Annotated in this window: 16 protein-coding genes; 2 read left to right on the top strand and 14 right to left on the bottom strand. The window is 72.9% G+C overall.

Annotated features, from left to right (window positions below):
• Window positions 1-77: 77 nt before the first annotated feature.
• The 12 genes from J421_RS18270 to J421_RS18325 all read right to left on the bottom strand — a co-directional run bounded on the left by J421_RS18270 (window position 78) and on the right by J421_RS18325 (window position 16,212).
• On the bottom strand, window positions 78-1,424 hold the full coding sequence (locus J421_RS18270; protein WP_025412620.1) for a hypothetical protein: 1,347 nt from the start codon (window positions 1,422-1,424) through the stop codon (window positions 78-80).
• Entirely contained in the window at window positions 1,421-2,206 is a 786-nt protein-coding gene (locus J421_RS18275) for a c-type cytochrome (RefSeq protein ID WP_025412621.1), read from the bottom strand. Before J421_RS18275 ends, J421_RS18270 begins: the two co-directional genes overlap by 4 nt.
• Window positions 2,196-2,696, bottom strand: a complete 501-nt coding sequence (locus J421_RS18280) for a DUF3341 domain-containing protein (RefSeq protein WP_025412622.1) — start codon at window positions 2,694-2,696, stop codon at window positions 2,196-2,198. Before J421_RS18280 ends, J421_RS18275 begins: the two co-directional genes overlap by 11 nt.
• Window positions 2,696-4,171 (bottom strand): NrfD/PsrC family molybdoenzyme membrane anchor subunit, encoded by a 1,476-nt coding sequence (gene nrfD, locus J421_RS18285; protein WP_025412623.1) that lies wholly within the window; start codon window positions 4,169-4,171, stop codon window positions 2,696-2,698. Before nrfD ends, J421_RS18280 begins: the two co-directional genes overlap by 1 nt.
• Window positions 4,172-4,183: 12 nt before the next feature.
• A complete protein-coding gene (locus J421_RS18290; protein WP_025412624.1) occupies window positions 4,184-7,318 on the bottom strand; it encodes a molybdopterin-dependent oxidoreductase in 3,135 nt (1,044 codons plus the stop codon).
• Window positions 7,319-7,343: 25 nt separating this feature from the next.
• On the bottom strand, window positions 7,344-8,003 hold the full coding sequence (locus J421_RS18295; RefSeq protein WP_025412625.1) for a cytochrome c3 family protein: 660 nt from the start codon (window positions 8,001-8,003) through the stop codon (window positions 7,344-7,346).
• Window positions 8,004-8,152: 149 nt separating this feature from the next.
• Complete coding sequence (locus J421_RS18300; RefSeq protein ID WP_025412626.1) at window positions 8,153-8,923, bottom strand: amidohydrolase family protein; 771 nt, start codon at window positions 8,921-8,923, stop codon at window positions 8,153-8,155.
• A complete protein-coding gene (locus tag J421_RS18305; protein WP_025412627.1) occupies window positions 8,920-9,822 on the bottom strand; it encodes an amidohydrolase family protein in 903 nt (300 codons plus the stop codon). The genes J421_RS18300 and J421_RS18305 overlap by 4 nt, the downstream gene beginning before the upstream one ends.
• Window positions 9,819-11,027: an aminotransferase class III-fold pyridoxal phosphate-dependent enzyme gene (locus tag J421_RS18310; RefSeq protein WP_025412628.1), complete on the bottom strand. Its 1,209-nt coding sequence runs from the start codon at window positions 11,025-11,027 to the stop codon at window positions 9,819-9,821. Before J421_RS18310 ends, J421_RS18305 begins: the two co-directional genes overlap by 4 nt.
• On the bottom strand, window positions 11,024-11,821 hold the full coding sequence (locus J421_RS18315; protein ID WP_025412629.1) for an RNA methyltransferase: 798 nt from the start codon (window positions 11,819-11,821) through the stop codon (window positions 11,024-11,026). Before J421_RS18315 ends, J421_RS18310 begins: the two co-directional genes overlap by 4 nt.
• 12 nt (window positions 11,822-11,833) lie before the next feature.
• Window positions 11,834-14,635, bottom strand: a complete 2,802-nt coding sequence (locus tag J421_RS18320) for a heparinase II/III domain-containing protein (RefSeq protein WP_158508834.1) — start codon at window positions 14,633-14,635, stop codon at window positions 11,834-11,836.
• Window positions 14,632-16,212: a peptide ABC transporter substrate-binding protein gene (locus tag J421_RS18325; protein WP_104022784.1), complete on the bottom strand. Its 1,581-nt coding sequence runs from the start codon at window positions 16,210-16,212 to the stop codon at window positions 14,632-14,634. Before J421_RS18325 ends, J421_RS18320 begins: the two co-directional genes overlap by 4 nt.
• 6 nt (window positions 16,213-16,218) lie before the next feature.
• Between J421_RS18325 and J421_RS18330 the strand changes: the two genes are divergently transcribed.
• Both J421_RS18330 and J421_RS18335 read left to right on the top strand, forming a co-directional pair.
• On the top strand, window positions 16,219-17,202 hold the full coding sequence (locus J421_RS18330) for an ABC transporter permease (protein WP_025412632.1): 984 nt from the start codon (window positions 16,219-16,221) through the stop codon (window positions 17,200-17,202).
• A complete protein-coding gene (locus tag J421_RS18335) occupies window positions 17,199-18,035 on the top strand; it encodes an ABC transporter permease (RefSeq protein WP_025412633.1) in 837 nt (278 codons plus the stop codon). The genes J421_RS18330 and J421_RS18335 overlap by 4 nt, the downstream gene beginning before the upstream one ends.
• A gap of 8 nt (window positions 18,036-18,043) precedes the next feature.
• Here the strand turns inward: J421_RS18335 and J421_RS18340 are convergent, their stop codons facing one another.
• Both J421_RS18340 and J421_RS18345 read right to left on the bottom strand, forming a co-directional pair.
• Window positions 18,044-18,523, bottom strand: coding sequence for a hypothetical protein (locus J421_RS18340; RefSeq protein ID WP_025412634.1), 480 nt, complete (start codon window positions 18,521-18,523; stop codon window positions 18,044-18,046).
• A 143-nt stretch (window positions 18,524-18,666) separates the two neighbouring features.
• Complete coding sequence (locus J421_RS18345; protein ID WP_025412635.1) at window positions 18,667-21,426, bottom strand: glycoside hydrolase family 38 N-terminal domain-containing protein; 2,760 nt, start codon at window positions 21,424-21,426, stop codon at window positions 18,667-18,669.
• Between the last annotated feature and the right edge of the window lie 23 nt (window positions 21,427-21,449).

Here is a 21,449-nt window from a genome sequence, read left to right on the forward strand (position 1 = left end):
GCGGACGCTTCGAGCGGATGCACGAACGCCGGCGCTGACTCCAGCGCCGGCGTTCTCGTTTCGATCCGGGTGCGCCCCTACTCGTGTGCCGGGAGCGGCTCCATCGTCTCCGGGTCCACGGGCACCTGGACCTCGTCGCGGAACGGCGACGTCATCATGAAGATGCGCATCTTCGGGTACGCGTCCATGAACGACGCGTAGCAGAGCCCCCACAGCCCGAGCATGCCGAGGCTCACGAAGATCTCGAACAGACCGAACGGCACCCCGGTCAGCCCTTCCTCCACGCCGCCGAACACCGACGGGTAGATCTCGAGGTAGCGGTGCAGCCACATGCCGATCGTCCCGCAGCAGGCGACGAAGAGCATCCACGGCGAGTACAGCTTCGGGTACTTGCCGAGGAGGCCGAAGAACGGAATCACGAAGACGAGGACGGCCACGGCGGTCGTCACTCCCATCCACGGCTGGATCAGGCGCAGGCGGAAGTAGTGGGTCTCCTCCGGCATGTTGCCGTACCAGATCACGAGGTACTGCGCGAACGTCAGGTAGCCCCAGAACGCGGTGAAGGCGAAGCAGAGCTTCCCGATGTCGTGGTAGTGGCTCTCCGTGATCAGGTCCGGCGCGTTCAGGTGGGCGCGCCACCAGCGGACGAGGATCGCGAGCGTGAACAGCATCACGAGCCACGCGCCCATGAACACCTGCCAGCTGTACATCGTGCTCTGGAAGTGCAGCGAGATCGTCATCGAGTAGTCCCAGATCAGCACGGACCACCCGTAGCCGTACAGCAGGCAGATCACCGCGGCGAGCTTGCCGAGGAGCGAGTGCGTGGAGTGGAGCTCGCGCCGCTCGTCGCCGAACGCGCGCCGCATCTTGTCGCGCGTGCCGCGCGCCCAGCCCGACGCCGTGCCGTCCTCCGGCGTGATGCCCACGTCGAGGCGCACCGATCGCTGCACGAACCACCAGCTGAAGAACGTGATCAGCCCGAAGATCACGATCCCGCGCAGCCGGAAGAACGTGGGGTCGAGGTACTCGCGCTTCTGGTCGACGTGCACCGTCTCCTTCGCCCACGCGTAGATGTGGTGGTGCCCGACGAACAGCATGAGCAGGAGCAGCAGGAACGCGACGGGGAGGAACCCGACGTAGCCCTCGGCGAAGCGCACGACCGGGCGCGACCAGCGTGCGGTGGTGAGCCGCTGCACGGCGGCGAACGCGACGCCGGCCGAGGAGACGATCGTGAAGAACGTCCAGTTGAACTGGAGCGCGAGCCACGCGCGGTCCTGGCCGGTGACGGCGCCGAAGATGAACACGATGGCGCCGATCGCCGCGAGCACCGCGCAGGCGAGCTTGATCCCGCGCGGGACGGGCTTGTTCGCCGTCGCGCGGATCAGCTCCTCGCGCGTCGGTACGTGAACGGCGTGCAGGCTCACGGCGTGCCTCTCTTCGTCTGGGCGCTGTCGGGCGTCCGAGTGGTCGCGGGCGCGGGGGCGGCCGGCCGCGTGCTGTCGGTCGGCGCACCCTGCACCGGCGCCGCACCGGGGGCCGCGGGCGCCGTCGTCATGGTCGTGCGCCACATCGGCGCGGGGCGCGTCGGCGCGGTGTGACTCGGGCCGGGGACCGTGGTCCCGTTCTGCCCGGGCACGCCGTAGGGCGCGGTGCCGCCAGTGGCGTTAGGCACCTTTCCCTGCAGCGCGCGGACATAATTCACGACGTCCCACCGCTCCATCTCCTCGATCCGGTTGTACGTCGGCATGAGGCCGCGTCCGTTCCGGATCATGCCGAAGATGTAGCCGTCGGTGCGCGCCTGCGTCATCGCGCCCGTGAGGTCGATGCCGGCCATGCCGTACTTCACGGCGGTGCCGTTCCCCTTCCCCTCGAAGCCGTGGCAGACGGCGCAGTTGATCGTGTAGTACTTGCGTCCGTTCGCGAGCGATGCAGGCGACGGCGGCGTGGGGTTCGCGAGCGCACCGAGCGAGTCCATCGTCGCCGGCATCTGCGAGTAGCTGATCGCGTAGCTCGGCGCGTACGCGCCGGTGACCGGGACGGCGAAGCGCGGCTGGCCGCGCGGCGCGTGCGTCGTGTCGTCGTCGCGCTGCGACATGGGCTCCCACGGCTCGATGCGCGGCTGGCTCTTGAACTCGGTGAACCAGTCGCACGCACCGAGCGTGAGCACGAGCGGCAGCGCGAGGAGGAGTCGGCGATTAGCGCTCACCGCGCACCTCCACGGCCCCGTTGCGGCGCATGATGTCCTCGACGGGCTGGATGCGATCGGGCGCGCACTCCACCCAGACGCCGAAGTCGCCATGGCTGAAGCGCGGGTCGTAGCCGACGGTGAGCGTGAGGCGCGGGATGCGCGACACGTAGAACATGCCGAAGACCGTCGACAGGCCCCCGATGAGCACCATCAGCTCGAAGCAGATGATGGTGTACGGGATCCACGAGCCGACCGCCTTGCCGCCCGTGACGAGCGGCCAGTACTCCGACGTCCAGATCGCGACCCAGTAGCCGAACGACGCGCCGAGCAGACCGCCGACGAGCGTGAAGCGGCGCACGATGCTCGGCTCGGCGTGCAGCGCCTCCTCGAGCTCGTGGCGCGGCGTCGGCATGAACACCGTGACGTCGCCGTGGCGGGACTTCTTAAGCTCCTCCACCGCGTGCACCGCGGCGTCGAGCTCGCGGAACGCTCCGATGACCCCTTGCATCAGGCGAACTCCCCCGGCACGTCCGGCTCGTAGGGCTGGTGGTGCCCGGTGACGTCGATGTGGTCCTCATGCGGGTGCCGCTCGCGCAGCTTCGGCGGCACGATCTCCTTGATCTCGGCCAGCGCGAACACCGGCAGCTGCTTGCAGAACAGCAGGAACCACATGAAGAACCATCCGAACGAGCCGAGCAGGAAGCACATGTCGACCCAGCTCGGCATGTAGTTGCTCCACTGCCAGGGCTCGAACTCGTGAGTGAGCGACGGCACCACGATCACGAAGCGCTCGTACCACATCCCGAGGTTGATGAACAGGCTGAGGATGAACAGCCACGTGGTGTTCCGCCGCAGCTTCTGCGACCACAGCGACATGGGGAACACCATGTTGCACAGCAGCAGGATCCACGCGCTCCACCACCACTGCCCGAACACGCGGTTGTAGAAGTACTCCTGCTCCGCGCGGTTGCCGCTGTACCAGGCGATGAAGAACTCGGTGAGGTACGCGCAGCCGACGATCATCGACACCATCAGCACGACCTTCGCCGTGGCGTCGAGCTGGTTCAGCGTGACGACGTGCTTGAGGTTGAACCACTTCCGGATCGGGATGACGATCGTCCACACCATCGCGAAGCCGGAGAAGATGGCGCCGGCCACGAAGTAGGGCGGGAAGATCGTCGCGTGCCATCCGGGCGTGAGCGCCATCGCGAAGTCGAACGACACGACGGAGTGCACGGAGAGCACGAGGGGCGTGCTGAACGCGGCGAGGAAGAGATACGCGCGCGCGAAGTGCCGCCACTCGCGGTCCGAGTTGCGCCAGCCCAGCGAGAGGACCGAGAAGATCCGCTTGCGCACCGGGTTCGTCTCGCGGTCGCGCAGCACCGCGATGTCGGGGATCAGCCCGACGTACAGGAACGTCGTCGAGATCGTGAGGTAGGTCGAGATCGCGAAAACGTCCCAGACGAGCGGCGACTTGAAGTTGGGCCAGATGAGGCGCCAGTTCGGGTACGGGATCAGCCAGTAGAACTTCCACGGGCGCCCGATGTGGATGATCGGGAAGAGCCCGGCCGTCATGACCGCGAACACGGTCATCGCCTCCGACACGCGGTAGATCGTCGTGCGGAAGCCGGCGCGGAAGAGATACAGAATGGCGGAGATCAGCGTCCCCGCGTGGCCGATGCCGACCCAGAAGACGAACGTGATGATGTAGACGCCCCACATGTTGGGCGGCTCGTATCCGGCCTGACCGAGCCCCCAGTAGATCTGGTAGGCCCAGGCGGACGCGCCGATCAGCATGCAGAGGATCGCGACGCCCAACGCGCCGAACCAGCCGGCGGTCGGGGACATCGTGCGGATGATCTCGTTGTCGACCTGCTCGTAGTCGCGAATCGCCGGGAGCTGCACGTCGGCGGTCGCGACGTTCGGCACGATGCGGCGCTCGGGCGTGCCCGCGGGCGGCAGCGGCTGGCTGTAAGAGGCCATGGTGTCGCCTCCTCAGGCCACCGGCGCGCCGGGCGCCGGATGCGTGACCTTCTTCAAGTAGACCACCGCCGTGTAGGTGTTGAGCTCCTCGAACACGTGGTACGCGCGGCGGTCGTTGGCGAGCTGCGCCACCGTCCACTTCGGATCCGCGGCGTCGCCGAACGTGATCGCGCGCGATGGGCACGCCTGCGCGCACGCCGTCGTGAACTCGTCGGCCTCGAGCGAGCGGTTCTCCAGCTTCGCGCGGTTCTCCGCCTCGCGGATGCGCTGCACGCAGAACGTGCACTTCTCCATGACGCCCTTGCCGCGCACCGTGACGTCGGGATTGAGCTGCCAGTGCAGCGGCTCGGGGAACGCGTACTGCCGCCGGCTCGGCTCACCGTACCCGAACCAGTTGAAGTAGCGGACCTTGTACGGGCAGTTGTTCGAGCAGTAGCGCGTGCCGACGCACCGGTTGTAGACCTGCACGTTCAGCCCGTCCGGCGAGTGGTACGTCGCGAACACGGGGCACACCGGCTCGCACGGCGCGTTGCCGCAGTGCTGGCAGAGCATCGGCACGAAGCGCGTGTCGAAGTCGGGCTCGAACGCGTTCTCGACGTTCCACGCACCCTCGTAGTAGCGCTCGAGACGGATCCACGTCATCTCGCGCCCCTTGATGATGTTCGCGCCCGGCGTCTCGTCCCACACGCCTGGCGCGAGCGCGCGTCCCTGCCACGGCGCGCCGACGGTCGGGAGGTTGTTCTCCGCGTAGCACGCCGTGACGCACGCCGAGCACCCGGTGCAGCGGGCGAGGTCGATCGTCATCGCCCAACGCCGCTTCGCCATCCCCGTGGGATGGTTCGGGTCGTACATCCCGTGGTCCTTCGACGTCGGGTCGGCGTAGTCGCCCTGCGCGTCGGCCGCCACCGGCGAGCGGAGCCCCGGCAGGAAGTGCGACTTCGCCTCGCCCGGGATGTGCTCCTCGCCCGCGCCCTCGCCAGCGCCCTGCTGGCCGGCGCCGGGGACCGTCGTGTTAGGCCCGCCGCTCTGCGGCGCGATCGCGCCGGCGCGCTCGCCGCCCGGCGCCGCGACGGCGCCGAGCTCCGTGACGGCGATCGCCTGCCCGATGCCCCGCCCGTGCTGGCGCGCCGAGCCCTCGGTGGTGACGAGCGCGCTGTGCCCGGCCGCCTTCGACACGCGCGCCTTCGTCGCCGTGAGCACGAGACCGCCCGCCGCGTCCTCGCTCACCGGCAGTGCGTCGAGCGCGTTCACGCCGACCGCGCGCGCGTAGCGGCCGTAGGCGGTGTGCCCCTGGCCTAACGGCACGGCGATCGTGTCGGGCCGCACGCCGGGGTAGATGTACGCCGGCACGGTGATGCTGCCGGCCGCCGTCTGGATCGTGAGATGGTCGCCGTTCTCGACGCCCATCTGCTTCGCCTTCATCGGATGGATCTCGGCCCAGCTCTGCCACGACAGCTTCGTCACGGGGTCCGAGAGCTCCTGCAGCCACGGCTTGTTCGCGCCCGCGCCGTGGCCGAGCAGCGGCGACGGATAGAGCACGAGGTAGAAGTCGCCCTGCGTCGCCTCGATGCCGCCCTGCAGCGCGCGCACCGCGGTCGGCGCCGGGCGCGCCGGCGCGGTCGACGCGAGCACGCTGCCGGCGACGACGCCCTTCGGCGCCGCCGCGGTCCATCCCGCGGCGCCACCGGGGAAGCGGCCCATGAGCCACTCGCGGTAGGTCGCCTGCGGGTAGCGCGCGGCGCTCGCCTGGTCGGCGCGCGCGAGCGCGATGAGCACGTCCGCCGTCTGCCGCGTGTCGAACACCGGCTCCATCGCGGGCTGCTGCAGCGCGATCATGCCGGCGCCCGCCTCCGCGTCGCCCCACGACTCGAGCGGATGGTGGTCCGGGAGCACGAGGTCGCACAGCTCGCTCGTCTCGTCCGGGTAGCTCGTGAAGCTGACCTTGAACGTGTTCGACGCCTTCGCGAGCGCGGCGGCGAAGCCGAGCGACTTCGGCGTCTCGTACGCCGGGTTCGCGCCGCGCACGAAGAACATCGACACCTGCCCCGCGTTCAACCGCTCGGCGACGCCGCGCACGTCGGCGAACGTCGCGAGGCGCGCGGCGCCGTTCATCGTCGGGTCGGCGGCGGCGAGACCGCCCGCGTTCATCGCGTTCACCGCGGTCGCGAGCTCGCCCGCGTTCGCGCTGGTCGCACCGGCGATGGCGAGCACCGCGCCGCCGGCCGCGGTGACCTCCTGCGCGAGGCGCGTGAGCACCGCCTGGTCGACGCCGGTCGCCTGCGCGGCCTGCGCGGCGGGCATCTGGCCACGCAGCATGTTCGCGACGGCGAGCTCGCTCCCCGGCTTCACCGGGATCCACTCGTCGGCGTTCAGCCCCGTGAGCGACCGGCGCGGCCCGATGTAGATCATGCGCGGCGCGTCGGCGAGCTTGGCGCGCGCGTCGGCCCAGTCGAGCTGGTGCGCCGCGGAGCTTCCCCACCCGTCGAGGAAGTCGGCGCCGAAGCTGAGCACGAGCCGCGCGCGCGAGAAGTCGAGCCGTGGCCACGCCGAGCCGCCGAACGCGGCGCGGTTGGCGGAGATGACCGCCTGCGGCGCTTCGGCGTTCCAGCTCAGATGCGCGGGCATGCCGTAGCCGGCGAGCCACTGATCGAGGAACGCCGGGAAGCTTCCGAGCTCGTGCTGATTGATGAAGACCGCCGTGCCGGCGGTGCCCTGGCTCCGCACCTGGCCGAGTCGCTGCGCGAGGATGCCGAGCGCGTCGGCCCATGTCGTCGCCTGCAGCCGGCCGCCGACGCGCTTCAGCGGCGCGCGGTAGCGATCGGGGTTGTAGAGCCCCTGCACCGCGGACTGGCAGCGCGCCGTGAGCGCGCCGCGATTGCCCGGATGGTTGGGATTCCCCTCGAGCTTGATGACGCGCCCGTCGCGCACTTCGGCGAGCACGCCACACGGGCCGCCGCATTCGCGGCACACGGTGGCGAAGTAGTTCGACACGCCCGGCACCGTCTCGTCCGGGCTCACGACGTACGGGATGAGCTTTCCGACCTTCTCGGAAGTGCACCCGACGACCGCGGTCGCGGCACCGGTCGCGCCGACGATCTTGAGGAAGTCGCGGCGCTTGACGCCGCCGGACCCCGTCTCAGTGCTCATGGTCATTCGATGAGAGGTGCGCCGATCAGTAGTGGCAGACGGCGCAGTCGTAGCGCGCCTTCTTGAGGGGCTGCGACGCGGCGGCGCGGATCACGGAATCGGGTGCCTGGGCGAGCCGCGCGCCCTCGGCCGGGCTGTAGCCGTTCACGTGGCAGTTGACGCACCAGCCCATGTTCAGCGAGTTGGCCTGGTAGACACGCGCCATGTTCTGGATCTGCCCGTGACAGCTCTGGCACGTGACGCCCGCGGTGACGTGGCGCATGTGCGGGAACTGCACGTAGTCGGGCACCTTGTGGATGCGCACCCACGGGATGGGCCGCGCCGCGGCGCCGGCCGGCATCATGACGCCCTTGATGTCGGCGTACTTCCAGAGCTTCTCGATCTCCGCGCTGCGGCGCTTCGGCCCGAGGTCGGAGGCGGGGCGATCGGGCCCGATGACGGAGTGGCACCCGACGCACGTCCCGACGGCCGGCATGCCGGGATCGGGCGACTTGTTCGCCGAGTAGTGGCAGTACAGGCAGTTCATGCCCAACGTCTTGACGTGCGTCGGGTGCGGAAACGCGATCGGCTGTTCGGGCTCGCGCCCCTGGGAGCTCGATGCGCCGCTGTAGGCCGACAGCACGGTGGCGGCGGCCGCCAGGGCGAGGAACCCCGGGATCACCGTCCACTTCCGTCTCTTCGTCATCGCAACGACCTGGGCAGAGGAGATATCCGAGCGGGAGATATCCGAGCGGATCGTTCCGGTTTGTGAATGCATTCACAAACCCGCAAAGTGCGGCGAAAAATGACCGGGCCCCTGGGGTGAATCAAGTGCGACGCATACATGTGTATGCGTCACGCGCCGCGCGTCGCGAGTTCGTCGACGCTCGTGATGCGCGTGTGCCGCAGGTCCTCGGGGAGCAGCGCGAGGTTGGCGGCCGGCGCCTGCGCGAGACGGAGCGGCCATCCCGTGCCGAAGACGAATCGTTCGGCTCCGATGGTCCGGAACAGCGTCGCGAGATGGTCCTCCGGCGGCCCCCACACGCAGGAGAAGTCGAACCACAGCCGGCTGCGTTCCTGCTCGGTGAGCGACCAGAAGATCTCCTCGATGAGTTCGCGGCCGGCGTGCGTGAGCACGAGCCGCGCGTCGTTCCGCTGTCTCGCGAGCGCGCGCACGTATGCAGCGGAGAGATCCGCGCCGACGTCGAGATGGTGCCGTTGGCGCAGGTCCTCGAACCGCACGGTGAGCACGAGCACGAGGCCGGCCGAGGCGCATGCCGCGGCCAGCCGCGCGAGTGACGCATCTCCCGCGCCCATGCCCCACTGCACCGGGTACGCGCGCACGGCGGGCGCGCCGCGGTCGACCGCGTCGCGCAGCGCGCGCTCCCATCCCGGCCAGTCCGGCCGCACGCTCGGCGCCGGCCGCAGCACGTCGGCGAACGGCGCGAGCGCCTCGTACAGCTCCGCGTTGCCCGGCGTCGGGTCGCGCCAGAACGCCGACGGCAGGTGCCCGACCCATGCGCCAGCGAGTCCCTCGCGCGCGAGGGTGCGCGCGAGCGACGCGGCGTCGGTGCGCGGCAGGTGGCGGAACGGGAAGCCGCCGATCCACGCGTTCGCGTCGATCATGGCGTGAGGCCCTCGAACGCGCCGGCCGGAAAGATCGACGCCGCGTTGCGCCAGCGGACCGCCGCGAGGTCGTCCGCCGAGAGTCCGAGCGTCTCGACCGCGCGCAGCTTCGCGAGCCCCGTCTCCATGGTGACGTCGCACGCCCACAGTAGGCGACGCGGCCCGACGGCGGCGAGCGCCCCGTCGAGCATGCCGCGGTCGACGCCGGAGCCGGAGAGATCGAGAAAGACGTTAGGCAGCTCCGCCACCGCGTGGTACGTGTGCATGTAGTCGCCGCCGCCGCCGACGTGCGCGAGGATGAAGCGCGTGCGCGGGTGGCGCGCCGCGAGTCGGCCGAGCTCCTCGCCGTCGGACGCCTCCTGCATCGGCCAGTCGCGCCGCCGCCACTGCCAGATGTGGTGCAGGATCGGGAGCCCGCGCTCGCCGGCGAGCGCCGCGATGTCGTCGAGCAGCGGGTCGTCGGCGCGACGGCTCGCGGCGAGCTTCACGCCGATCGCGCCGCCGTCCACGCAGCGCGCGATCTCGTCGAGCGCGTGGCGCGGAAAGTTGGGGTTCACCGTGGCGTACGCGCGCACGCGGCGCGGCGCGGCGCGCGCGATGGCGAGCATGACGTCGTTGCCGTACGTCACGTCGTCCGGCGACGGGAAGTACGTCGGCGAGGTGTGCCCCCATGTACCGAGCACCGACGCCACGTGCCACGACACGCCGATCCGCTCGCCCGCGCGCATCCGCGCGAGGTTCACCGCCGCCCAGTCGCCGCGCGGGCTCCGTACGTGATAGAAGTGCGCATGCACGTCGACGAGCGGCTCGGGGCCGGCGAGCGGCGATGCCGACGGAAGCCCCGCGACGCCGTCGGCGAGCGTGCGCGCGACGAGATCCACCTCCTCCACGACGGTCACTGTCCCTCCGTGTCGAGTCGCCGCACGGCATCGAAGCCCGCCGCGGCGGCCTGGCCGATCGCGGAGATCGCTTCCTCGTCGTCGTGCGCGAGCGCCGCGTAGTCGTACGCGCCGCGCTTGAACAGCACCCCCGCCTCACGCGCGCCGGCGAGGAAGCGCGTCTCCCGCGCCGCGTCGCTCCAGCGAATGAACCACATGGGATCGAGTCCCTCGACGCCGACGCCGGCGATACCAGCGTGGTCGAGCGCGTCGACGACGGCACCGCGCATGCGCGCACCGACGCCGCGCAGCCGCGGACAGACGTCCTCGCGCTCGTGGCGGTCGAGCACCGCCTGCGCCGCCGCGAGCGCGACCGCCTCGCCGGCGAGCGTGCCGGAGATCCACGTGTGCCGCGCCGCCTCCATGACGTCGGCGTGTCCGACGACCGCGGCGAGCGGGAAGCCATTCGCCAGCGCCTTGCCGAACACCGCGACGTCCGGCGTGACGCCGGCGATCGCCTGATAGCCACCGGGGTGGAGGCGGAATCCGGTCTTGATCTCGTCGAACACGAGGACCGCGCGCGCGCGGTCGGCGAGCGCGCGTGCATGTGCGAGCCAGCCGTCCGGCGGCTCACGCTCGACCACCGGCTCGACGACGATCGCGGCGAGACGATCGCCGGCCGCGGCGACGGCAGCGCCTAACGCGCCGGAGTCGCCCCACGGCACGGCGACGAAGTCGCGCTTGACGCCGTCCGGCACACCGGCCGAGTCGCTGCACCAGTCCAGCCACCCGAAGTAGCCGCTGCCGACGACGACGTCACGGCCGGTGTAGGTGCGCGCGAGCCGCACCGCGGCGGCGACGCCCTCGGCACCGCTCTTCGTGAACAGCGCGCGCTCACCACACGGCACGACCGCGCACAGGCGCTCGGCGATCTCGACCTCGAGGATGTGATTGAGCCCCGCGACGCTGCCGTTCGCGGCGACGCGCCAGACGCGCCGCACGACCTCGTCGTCCGCGTACCCGAGCGCGACGGCGCCGAGCGCCATCGTGCAGTCGATGAGCGTCGCGCCGTCCACGGTCACCACGCGGCAGCCGAGCGCGCGGACGAAGTGCGACGGCGCGTCGTGGTGCTCGCCGCCGAACATCGTCGCCGGCCGCTTGCTCCCGGTGGACGCGCCGGCGGCGACGACCCGCTCGGCACGCTCGCGCCACTCGCGATCGCTCACGACGCGCGCTCCCGCTCCTCGCGCACGCGCGCGGCGGTGAGCCGCTCCACCCGCTCGACGGTGCGCATGATCTCGATGAACACCGCGCGCTGCAGCGTCAGCTCGCGCGAGTTCGGCTCGGCGCGGAAGAACACGGAGCGCATCGAGCGCATGACGTGCTCGGGATTGCGCGTCTTCAGGAAGTCGATGGCGTGCAGCGCGCGCTCGGCGTCCTTGAAGAACAGCTCCCATTCCTCGCCGGTGGGCGGCGGCGCGTCCTTGCGCGGCTTGTTGCTGCCGTGGCGGATGCGCGTCGCGTCGCCCGCGGCGAGGTGCAGCTCGTAGAGCCCGATGAGCACCGACTGCGCGAGGTTGATCGACGCGTGCTCCGTGGTGGGGATGGTCACCACGGCGTGCGTGCGATCGAGCGCCTCGGCCGGGAGGCCATGGTCCTCGCGGCCGAACAGGAACGCGACCGTGCCGTCGGCCGCGTGCTCGATCGCTCGCTCGGCCGCGCCGCGCGGCTCGACGCGGGCCCATTTCGCGGCGCGCCGTCGCGCGGAGAAGCCGGCCACCCACACGCAGTCGGCGAGCGCCTCGTCGAGCGAGGCGAAGTGCCGGATGCGCTCCGCGACGTCGCGCGTGTTGTGCGCCACCTGCTCGATCCGGTTCAACTCGTACTCGACGGGGTTCACGAGCCGCAGGTCGCGCACGCCCATGTTCTTCATCGCGCGCACCACCGCGCCGATGTTGATCGGGTCCTGCGGCTCGAACAGCACGACGCTCACCGCGTCGAGGACGGACGTCTCAGTCATCTCGCGTGGATCTCATGCTGGCTGCTGCCACCACATGTGGACGAACCGCTCCGGGTCGTGGCGATCGCCCTGAAGATACACGAACTCCCCACGCGCTCCGGAGAGGACGAGCTGCCCGCGCCGTCGCTCGCGGCCGGGCGCCGTCTCGTTCACGATAAGGTCGAACCCGAACGGCACGTTGGGCGGGCCGAGCGCCTCGGGCGGCACGATCGCGGTGAGCGCATAGCCGCTCGCGGTGCGGCGCCAGCGCGCGCGCGGCCGCACGCGCTCGGCGGCCGGCGTGACGGGGACGACGCGCACGGCGTCACCCGCGCGGTCGTCGGGCACGAGCAGCCAGGCGAAGATCTCGCTCGCCGGCCGCGCGCCGAGCGCGGGCTGCACGTACAGCTGCACGCCGTGCCCGTTGATCTCGGCGCGCTCGTTGTCGAGTGGGTTGACCGTGCCCTCCTTCACGAACGTCGGGTGCGGCGTCGTCACCTCGACGTCGACGGTCAACCCATCGGAGCCGTGCGTCACGGTGACCTCGGACGCGGGGCGCCCCGCCTCCTCCCAGCTCTCCTCCGATCGGCGGTAGTGCGACGCGCCGAGCGAGAACCGAACCGGCTTGCGGAGCCAGATCGGCGGCCTGGGCATCTCGACGAACGCGACCCCGTGTTCAGCGGTCCCCTTGGCGCGCGGCGTCGCGCCGGCGAGCGTGACCTCGCGCACCTGCTCGCCGCGCCGCTGGACCACGCGCCACGCGACGGCCGCCGCGCGATGCTCGTCGCGCCCACCGTCGAGGCGCTCGACGACCACCGCGTCGCCGTCGACGCGCACGTCGGCGACGGAGCCGCGCGTGTCCCAGACGGTCGTCACGCCGCCGAACGCGCCGCGCTGCCGCACGGCGTGGAATCGCCGCGGCGACCGCCCGGGCGACGACGGCGCGACCGCGCGCACCAGCGTCGCGGCGTGCGAGGCGGCGACCCACGCACGACACGATGCGCGGTCGCCCCCGGCGTCGTCGGGCGAGGGCTCGACGGACGAGCGGATCGCGCGCTCGCCTGGCGCGTGCAGCCTAACGACCTGGCCCACCGGGAGCGGCGCGGCGCTCGTATCCAGCAGGAAGTCGAAGCCGTCCTCGAGCCCCCCTGCACCGCCCGCGTCGTACGCGGCCCATGCGAGCGGCGCGTCGACGTCCGCGTCGACGTGGAGCGGCAGGTCGAGCGTGACCTCGCGATCCGCCGTCCACACGAGTCGATCGACGACGTAGCGAGGGCCGACGACCAGCGCGCGCGCGACGCGTACGCCCGGCGAGATCTCCGCGGCGCCGAGCGCCCAGCCCCAGTCGCCACGCTCGTCGTACGCGTCGAGCACTCCGTCCACCCGCTCCTGCGACTTCCCGTCGACGAGCGGCGCATCGTGCGCGAGCGTGCTGCGATACCAGTGCAGCGTTCGCTCCACGTACGACCCCGTACCCATGTCGTCGAGCCAGCGCCGCGGGCCATCGGCGAGCAGCAGGTTGAGGCGGTCGGGGTGTCCGTGGCCGCCGCCGGACGTGCCGTAATCGAGCGCGGCGTAGCGCGCGCCGCCGTCGCGGCGGAAGACGGCGATTCCCTGCGCCGGCAGCAGCACCGACTCCGGCATCCACGGCTCGGCCGCGGGCAGCTCCGGCCGCGCGTGCAGCAGCGAGCGCCAGCCGAGGTCCGCGCGCGTGAGACGCGTGGGCGGCTCGTTGCGCTCGCTCTCGGCGGCGGTGCGCCAGCGGCCGGTGTCGCGCCACGGTGCCGGCGCGTCGGGGGCATAGAGCGCCGCGAGCACACCGGCGAGGCGCGTGTCGTCGCGGCGCGCGAGCCCCAGCTCGCACGACTCCGCCCAACGCCACTGCCGGAGCGAGATGGCCCACTGCGAGTCGCGGCGCGCCGGGAGCGTGAGGTCGGGGAGCGCGGTGAGGAACGGCGCGACGAACCCCTGCGCGAAGCGATCGAGCAGCTCGGCGGGCAGCGCGATCCCGGCCCGCTCGGCGAGCGTCACGCCGTACCACAAGCCTCGGTGCGCGAACTGGTGGTAGTTCTCGCCCTCGTACCAGGTACCGTCGGCGAGGAGACCACCCGCGAGATGCGACTCCACGCCGGAACGTCCCCACACCGCCCCGGTGAACGCGTCGTCGTCGCCGAGCAGCCGCGCGGCGGCGGCGAGGGCGGCGGCGTTCCACACCTGGCGGTTGGACCGCCCCTCGTCGTACGAGGCGATGAGCGCGCGACTCGGCTCGACGATGCGATCGCGGACGGTGCCGCCTAACGACGTCTCGCCGCGCGCCTCGAGCAGGTCGGTCGCGATGCAGATCTGGAGCAGCCAGATCGACTCCAGGTACGTGGAGAAGAACGGCCGGGTCGGACCGAGGACGTTGTCGCGATTCGGATAACGCAGGTAGCGCTCCGCGTACGCCGCGAGCACGTCGCGCGCGAACGCGCCGGCCGCGTCGTCGTCGGTGAGCACCGCGAGCGCCGCGCCGTGCACCGCGCGCTCCGCGAGCCACAGCTGGTACCAGAAGATCCACCAGCGATGGTGCGCCTCGTCGTCGTAGACGCGGCCGCACACCGGGCACGTGTGCACGAGCGGCGAGAAGGGGTCGAACCCGAGCAGCGCGCCGTCCGTGGGACAGCGCCCGCCGATGCGCGTCATGCGCGCCTTGTCGCGCGGCACGTCCGGCTCGCGTTCGCGCACGCGTGCGAGGTCCCGGGCGAGCGACGCGGCGAGCGGCGCGAGCGGCCCCGCGGCGGCGGCCCGACGCTCCGTCACCGACTCCGGCGACAGCAGCAGTCTCGGTTCGTTCATCGCGAGCGAACGGTCCATCGCGCGAGCGTCACCAGCTCGCCGCGCAGATCCATGGTGACGCCGTGCAGCCGCGCGCTCAGCCCCTGCACGCCGCGCGCGTGGTACAGCCACGCCACCGGCACCTCGTCGGCGAGCGCGCGCTGCACCTCGCCCCACGCGTCGCGCCGCGCCGAGTCGCTCGTCGCGGACGCCGCGCGCGCGAAGCCCGCGTCGAGGCGCGCCGAATGGTAGCCACCGTAGTCGAGCGCACCACCGGCCTGCGACGAGGCAAACATCCCGGCGAGGTGCGCGAGCGAGAGGTCGCCGGGGATGCCGCTCAGCAGCATGTCGAACGCCCGCTGCCTCGCGCGCGCCGCCGAGAGGAACGCGCCGAGCTCCATCTGCCGGATCGCGACGCGGATGCCGCGCGCGCCGAGGTCCGCCTGCACGAGCTGCTCGACCGGATTGTCGCCCGTGGCGACGGTGTACAGCGTGACGTCGAGCGGACGGCCGCCACGCGCGCGGATGCCGTCGGCGCCCCGCCTCCATCCGGCGGCGTCGAGGAGCGAGTCGGCGAGCCGCACGTCGAGCGGCGCGTGTGGCGGGAGGGCGAGCGGGTTGTCCGGGGGCACGGCGCCCGCGGCGGGCGTACCGTAGCCGGCGACCGCCGCCGCCACGAGGCGTGCGCGATCGATCGACGCGTTCACCGCACGGCGCACGCGCACGTCGTCGAACGGCGCGCGACCGGCGTTGAAGACGAGCGCGTACGATTGCAGCACGGGGTACGAGAGCACGCGGAGCGACGGGTCGCGGGCGGCGAGCGACGCCATGGTCGGCGCGATGCCGGCCGCGTCGAGCTCCCCGCTCACGAGCCCCGCGAACTTCGTCGTCGCCTCGTCGACCACGGCGACGACGACACGTCGCAGCCGCGGCGGCCCGCCTAACGATGCGGGGAAGCTCGTGTTCCGCTCGAAGACCCACCGCGCGCCCGCGTCGCGATGGACGAACCGGAACGGCCCGTTGCCGAGCGGCGCGGTGGAGAACGGCGCGCGGCGCAGGTCCGCGCGGTCGACCGTCGCGAGGCGGTGGCGCGGCACGATCGGCAGCTCGCACAGCAGCGCCGGAAGGTCCGGCTGCGCGCTGCGGAAGCGCAGTACGAGCGTCGTGTCGTCGACCACGGAATCGCCCGCGATCGCCGCGGCGTCCGACGCGCGCGGGTAGCCGACCGCGGGATCGCGGGCGAGGGCCAGCGTGAACGCGACGTCGCGCGCCGTGGTCGGCGCGCCGTCGTGCCAGCGCAGCGCGGGATCGAGGTGCAGCGTGAGCGTCGTGCGGTCGCCCGACCACTCCCAGCGCCGCGCGAAGTACGGCTGCGGCTGCAGCGCCGAGTCGTAGCGCGCGAGCGTGACGAAGAGCAGGTATCGCTGCACCTGCCGCGACAGCGGGTGCACGGTGACCAACGGGTTCGCCGACTCGAGGTCCGCGCCCGACGCGATCACGACGGTATCGGCGGGACGCGGCGGCGGCGCGCAGCTCGCGAGCACCACGAACGCGCACGCGAGCGCTGCGCTTGCGCCGCCGCGTTCCCGCGTCATCATCGTCGGATGCCTCTCGCCGTGCTCGCCCGCAGGCTGCTCACCGGCGTCGTGCTGCTCTGGCTCGTCGTCTCGCTCACGTTCCTCCTCGTGCACCTCGCACCCGGGGATCCCGCGGCGTTGCTGCTGCCACCGTCGGCGAGCGCCGCCGACGCCGCGCGGCTACGGACACGGCTCGGCCTCGACGCGCCGCTCGGCGTGCAATATGTACGGTGGATCGGCGGCGTGGCGCGCGGTGACCTCGGCACGAGCGTGGCGCTCGACCGTCCCGTGTCGCGCGTGTTGGGCGACGCGCTGCCGATCACGCTCGGACTGGGCGCGACATCGCTCGCGCTCACGTTCGTGGTGGGCGTCGCGGTCGGCACCTGGCAGGCGGTGCGGCGGGGACACCGCGACGACCTCGCGCTCACCGTCGCTGCGACGACGGTGTATGCGGCGCCGAGCTACTGGCTGTCGCTCGTCGCCATCGCGCTGTTCACGTACGGCGCCGCGCGGTGGCACTTCCCGCCGGCGCTGCGCCTCCCCGCGTTCGGCGTGCGCGATCCGAGCGGGCAGCTCACGGGCGTCGCGGCCACGGTGGATCTCGTGCGGCACGCGGTGCTCCCGGTGCTCGTGCTGAGCGGCGTCGGCGCGGCCGGCATCGCGCGGTACGCGCGCGCAGCGATGCTCGACGTGCTGGGGGGCGACTTCGTGCGCACCGCACGCGCGAAGGGCGCGCCGCCGGCGCGCGTGTACGGGCGCCACGCGCTGGCGAACGCGCTGCCGCCGCTCGTGGTGCTGCTCGCGCTCGCGTTCCCCGGCGTCGTGGCGGGATCGGTGTTCGTGGAGTCGGTGTTCGCGTGGCCGGGGATGGGGCGCGCCATGGTGCAGGCGATCGCCCAGCGCGACTACCCCGTGGTGCTCGGCGCGACGCTGCTCTACGCGGCGCTCGTCATCGCCGCGAACCTCGCGGCCGATCTGCTGCTGCCGGCGCTCGACCCGCGACGGCGATGAAGGGGCGACGCACCGCGTTGGTCGTCCCCGCCGTCATGCTCGGCGCGCTCGCCCTGATCGTGCTGCTCGGTCCCCTGCTCTCGCGCGGTGACCCGCTCGGCATCGGCGACGTGCTCGCGACGCGGCTCATGCCGCCCGGCACCACCGACCGCCTCGGCGCGTTCCACCCGTTCGGCACCGACCGGTTCGGGCGCGACGTGCTGCTGCGCGCGCTGGTGGCCGGACGGCTGTCGTTAGGCGTCGGCGTCGTCGGGTCGGTGCTCGCCGGCGCGCTCGGGACCGCGCTCGGCGCGTGGGCGGGCTGGCGCGGCGGCACGATCGACCTGCTCGTCACGGCGGCCGCCGACACGCTGCTCTCCGTGCCGCGGCTCGTGCTGCTGCTCGTGATCGCCGCGCTGTGGGGCCCCGGCACGCTGACGACGGTCGTCGTGCTCGTCGCCACGGGATGGATGGGCGTCGCGCGGCTCGTGCGCGCGGAGGTGCTCGGCGCGCGCCGTCGCGACTGGGTGGACGCGGCGCGCGCGGTCGGCGCGCCGCCGGGGCGCATCCTGTGGCGGCACGTCGTGCCGAACGCCGTGGGACCGGCGATCGTCGCCACCACGCTCGGCGTCGGCAACGCGATCCTGCTCGAGAGCGGGCTGTCGTTCCTCGGCCTCGGCATCCAGCCGCCGGCGCCGAGCTGGGGGAACATGATCGCGGGCGGGCGAGACCTCATCGTGACGGCGCCGTGGATCGCCGTCACGCCGGGCCTCGCCCTCGTGCTCACCGTGCTCGCGTGTACGCTGCTCGGCGACGCGCTGCGCGACCGGCTCGCCGGCGAGACGGAGATCTAGACGTCCGCCTAACGCACGCGGTCCAGCGTCAGCACGGCGCTCGCCGCGGTCGCGTCGGCGAACAGCCTCACGTCGCCCGTCTCGGCGTCGCGCTCGTAGCGCTTGCAGTCGACGCGTCCGGCCCACTCCACGCAGAGCTGCCCGAGCCGCCCCGCCGCGCCGGCGACGGCGGGTGTGCGCACCTCCCACGGCGTGCGGTGGGCGCGGCCGACCTCCACGCGCGCCCGCGCCACGCCCGCGGTGTCGCGCACCGTCACGTTCTCGAGTCGCGAGGCCCCGTCCGCGCTCAGGCGGAGCAGCGTCACCTCGGTCACCGGCATGCGCAGCCGCGCGCTCGGCCGCAGCCGCTCGGGGACGTCGATGCGGTAGAGCCCCGCCAGCTCGGTGGGGCGCTCCACGACCCAGCGCGTCGCGCGCGGTGGCGTGGCCGTCGTCGGCACGGTCGCCGCGGCGATGGCGAGTGGAACCAGCATGACGCTGCGAAGCATCGCGGATCTCTCCTGTGTGAGGGTGCGCCAGGAGCGTAGCACGGCGCCTCGCGCGGCGCGTTGCGCGACGGTGAGCCCCGAATGACGATGCGATGAGGCGTTCGTTACGATTGCATGAACGCCGGGCGGTGCCTAACGACGGGTCACCGGACGAGTACCGTCGACACGCCCCGGGGGGGCACGACGATCGGCAACCGACTCTCGTCGCCCGCGCCCTCCACGGCGAGCGACGCACCGGGCGTCTCGTCGAGCCGCGCGGCCACCGCGTCGCGCACCGGCACGCGCAGCCGCCATACGCCGCGCACCTCGCGGTCGGTCGCGTTCACGCACCGCAGCACCACCCACTCGCCGTCGTCGCTCGGCTTCGCGCAGGAGAACGCGAGCCCGTCGCCGTCGAGCGTCAGGCCGCCGGCGGGCGGCGGGAGCACGAGCGCCGGACGCAGCGTCTCGCCGCACAGCGGGAGCAACACGTCGTCGGCGAGTCGTTCCACCGCGGCCGGGTCGAGCGGACCGTCGAGCAGCGCGACGGCGAAGCGCGCCTCGAACGGGCCAGGACACTGGGCCTCCGGCGTCGCCACCGGCCAGCCGGCGTGGCCCGGGCGCTCGGGGAGATCGGGGCGCGACAGCTCCCCCACCGCGCGTACGAGCGTGACGGCGATCGCGCCATCGGGGCGCGCCTCGTACTCGCCCAACCCGTCGGAGACCAGCGCGGAAGTGCGCTGGCCGTCGGTGCGCGCGACCCAACGGTGTAGCGGGGCCGTGTCCGGCGGACGCTCGGCCACCGCATCGCCTGCGGGCACGGCGATCGGCGTCCGCACCACGGGGCCGAGCGCGGCGTCGGCGAGCACCGACTCGCTGCGCACGCCCGACGCGAACACGACCCGCAGCCGGTGGTCGCGCGCCACGTTGTCGCCGCGCACGTGCACGCGCACGAACGACGCGTCGGCATCGAGCGAGAGCCGGACGGTGAGCGGGATCTCCACGTGACGGCCGGCGCGCTTGGTGGGACGCGAGAACGTGTCGGCATCGGGCTCGACGCGGAGCGCCGCCGGCACCCGCAGCCGGTAGCGGAGCTCCAGCGTGCCGCGCAGCGGACCGCGGTCCACCGTCTTCGCCCCGGCGAACCACGCCGACCGCAGCGGCGCGCCGACCGGCGAGTGGGTGTACGTGTCGCCGGCGTCGCCGACATCCTCGAAGCCGACGAGCGACTCGACGTGCACCGCGCCGCCGAGCGCGCGCAGCGACACCCGCCCGCGGGCGTCGACCGCCACGCCGAGCAACCCGTTGTCGAGCGTGCCGTCGCCGACGCGCACCGGATGCGACGGCCCCGCAGCGCCGGACTCCGCTGCCGTCGCGGCGATGGCGAACGCGCGCACCTCGTGGCCGTCGAGCCGTGGCACCCACACCACCGCCCGCGCCGCCTCGACGATGTCGTCGTCGGGATAGTGCCGCGGCGCCTCGACGCGGTCGTGGCGCAGCGCGCGGCCGAGGATCTGGAGCGGCAGGTCGTCGTCGCCGGCGCGCACGTGCGGCGTGGCGCCTAACGGTTTCACCGGCCGCCACGTCCCCGCCGACCCCGGCCCCACCGCGACGTCGCGCACGAACGTCGCCAGCTCGACCTCGGTTGCGCCGCCGCGAGCGCGCGCGGCGCGGTTGCGCACGACGAGCGTGGGCCGCCACGCGCTGCGCTGCTCGCGCGCCGCGTCCGCGTCGTGGCCGAGCAGCAACGCGAGCGCGTCGGAGCGGAGGCCGCGTCCCTGCGCGATCGCGTCGTCGAACCGCGCATCGGCGGCGCGCGCCACCTCGTCGGTGGAGCAGCCGCACAGCGTGTCGTGCGGATGGCAGAGCAGCAGCGTGCGCCACGCCGCCTGCAGGAGCGCGCGCCGGCCGTCGTCGGCACCGTCGCCGACGACGCCGTCGCGCAGCGCGAGCAGCGCCAGCCACGGCTCGACGTCCCGCTCGAGCAATCGCTGCGCGTGGGCGTTGCGCCGCTTCTGCGCCGCGCGCGTCGCGAACGTCCCCTGGAGCGTCCACGCATAGCCGTAGCTGTCGCGCAGCTCCCCCTGCACCGTCGGCAGCTCGGTCTCGCGCGCGCGGCGGCCCGCCTCGTCGGCGAACGCGGGGAGCGACGCGTGCGACACGCGGTCGGGCGCCGCGGCTTCGCGGAGCGCATCGAGCGCCTCGCGCCACCGTCGCTGCCGCGCGTGATGGTCGGCACCGTTCTGCACGAGCACGAGGCCGAGCCGCGCGCGCGGGGCGAGCACGGCGCGCATCTCCCGCCACCGATCGGCCGCGCGCCGCGGGTCGGCGGGGAGCGATGAGCCGTACTCGTAGCCGTCGGGCGGCAGATGGAACAGCAGCGTCGCCTCGCCGTCGGGGGCGCGCCACCAGGCGGCATCGCCGTCCGGCCACCGTGCGCCGCCGTAGCCGCGCCACGCGATCGTGACGCCGCAGCCGAAGCCCCGAGCGAGCACCGGAAGCGCGGCGGCGTGCCCGAACGCGTCGGGCGAGTACAGCACCGGCGGCGGCGACCCGCCGAGCGCGGCGAGCGTGCGTCGTCCGGCGAGCAGGTTGCGGACGAGCGCCTCGCCCGACGGGATCAGCTCGTCGGCGAGCACGTACCACGGCCCCGCCTCCAGCCATCCGTCGCGCACCGCCGCGGCGAGGGCGTCGCGCCGCTCGGGGCGCACGGCGAGGTAGTCGTCGAGCACCGCGCCCTGGCCGTCCAGGAGGAAGCTTCCCGGCGGCGGCACCGGGTCGTCGAGCAGCTCGTCGACGAGCGCGACGAGGCGCTGTCGGAGGCGGCCGACGGGGTGGTACCACTCGCGGTCCCAGTGGGTGTGCGGGACAACGAGGACGTCGAGCGGGCGGTCGAGCGTGGTCGAGGGGTCGGCGGCGCTCACGGCCGCAAGCTACCCCCCGGAAC

Origin of the sequence: Gemmatirosa kalamazoonensis (assembly GCF_000522985.1) — a bacterium.
Lineage (GTDB): Bacteria > Gemmatimonadota > Gemmatimonadetes > Gemmatimonadales > Gemmatimonadaceae > Gemmatirosa > Gemmatirosa kalamazoonensis.

What these genes read in the sequence shown, in the direction of transcription:
- J421_RS18280 (WP_025412622.1), bottom strand. Translation starts at nt 2,696, where the DNA reads ATGCAAGGGGTCATCGGAGCGTTCCGCGAGCTCGACGCCGCGGTGCAC.
- nrfD (WP_025412623.1), bottom strand. Translation starts at nt 4,171, where the DNA reads ATGGCCTCTTACAGCCAGCCGCTGCCGCCCGCGGGCACGCCCGAGCGC.
- J421_RS18290 (WP_025412624.1), bottom strand. Translation starts at nt 7,318, where the DNA reads ATGAGCACTGAGACGGGGTCCGGCGGCGTCAAGCGCCGCGACTTCCTC.
- J421_RS18295 (WP_025412625.1), bottom strand. Translation starts at nt 8,003, where the DNA reads ATGACGAAGAGACGGAAGTGGACGGTGATCCCGGGGTTCCTCGCCCTG.
- J421_RS18300 (WP_025412626.1), bottom strand. Translation starts at nt 8,923, where the DNA reads ATGATCGACGCGAACGCGTGGATCGGCGGCTTCCCGTTCCGCCACCTG.
- J421_RS18315 (WP_025412629.1), bottom strand. Translation starts at nt 11,821, where the DNA reads ATGACTGAGACGTCCGTCCTCGACGCGGTGAGCGTCGTGCTGTTCGAG.
- J421_RS18320 (WP_158508834.1), bottom strand. Translation starts at nt 14,635, where the DNA reads ATGAACGAACCGAGACTGCTGCTGTCGCCGGAGTCGGTGACGGAGCGT.
- J421_RS18325 (WP_104022784.1), bottom strand. Translation starts at nt 16,212, where the DNA reads ATGATGACGCGGGAACGCGGCGGCGCAAGCGCAGCGCTCGCGTGCGCG.
- J421_RS18330 (WP_025412632.1), top strand. Translation starts at nt 16,219, where the DNA reads ATGCCTCTCGCCGTGCTCGCCCGCAGGCTGCTCACCGGCGTCGTGCTG.
- J421_RS18335 (WP_025412633.1), top strand. Translation starts at nt 17,199, where the DNA reads ATGAAGGGGCGACGCACCGCGTTGGTCGTCCCCGCCGTCATGCTCGGC.
- J421_RS18340 (WP_025412634.1), bottom strand. Translation starts at nt 18,523, where the DNA reads ATGCTTCGCAGCGTCATGCTGGTTCCACTCGCCATCGCCGCGGCGACC.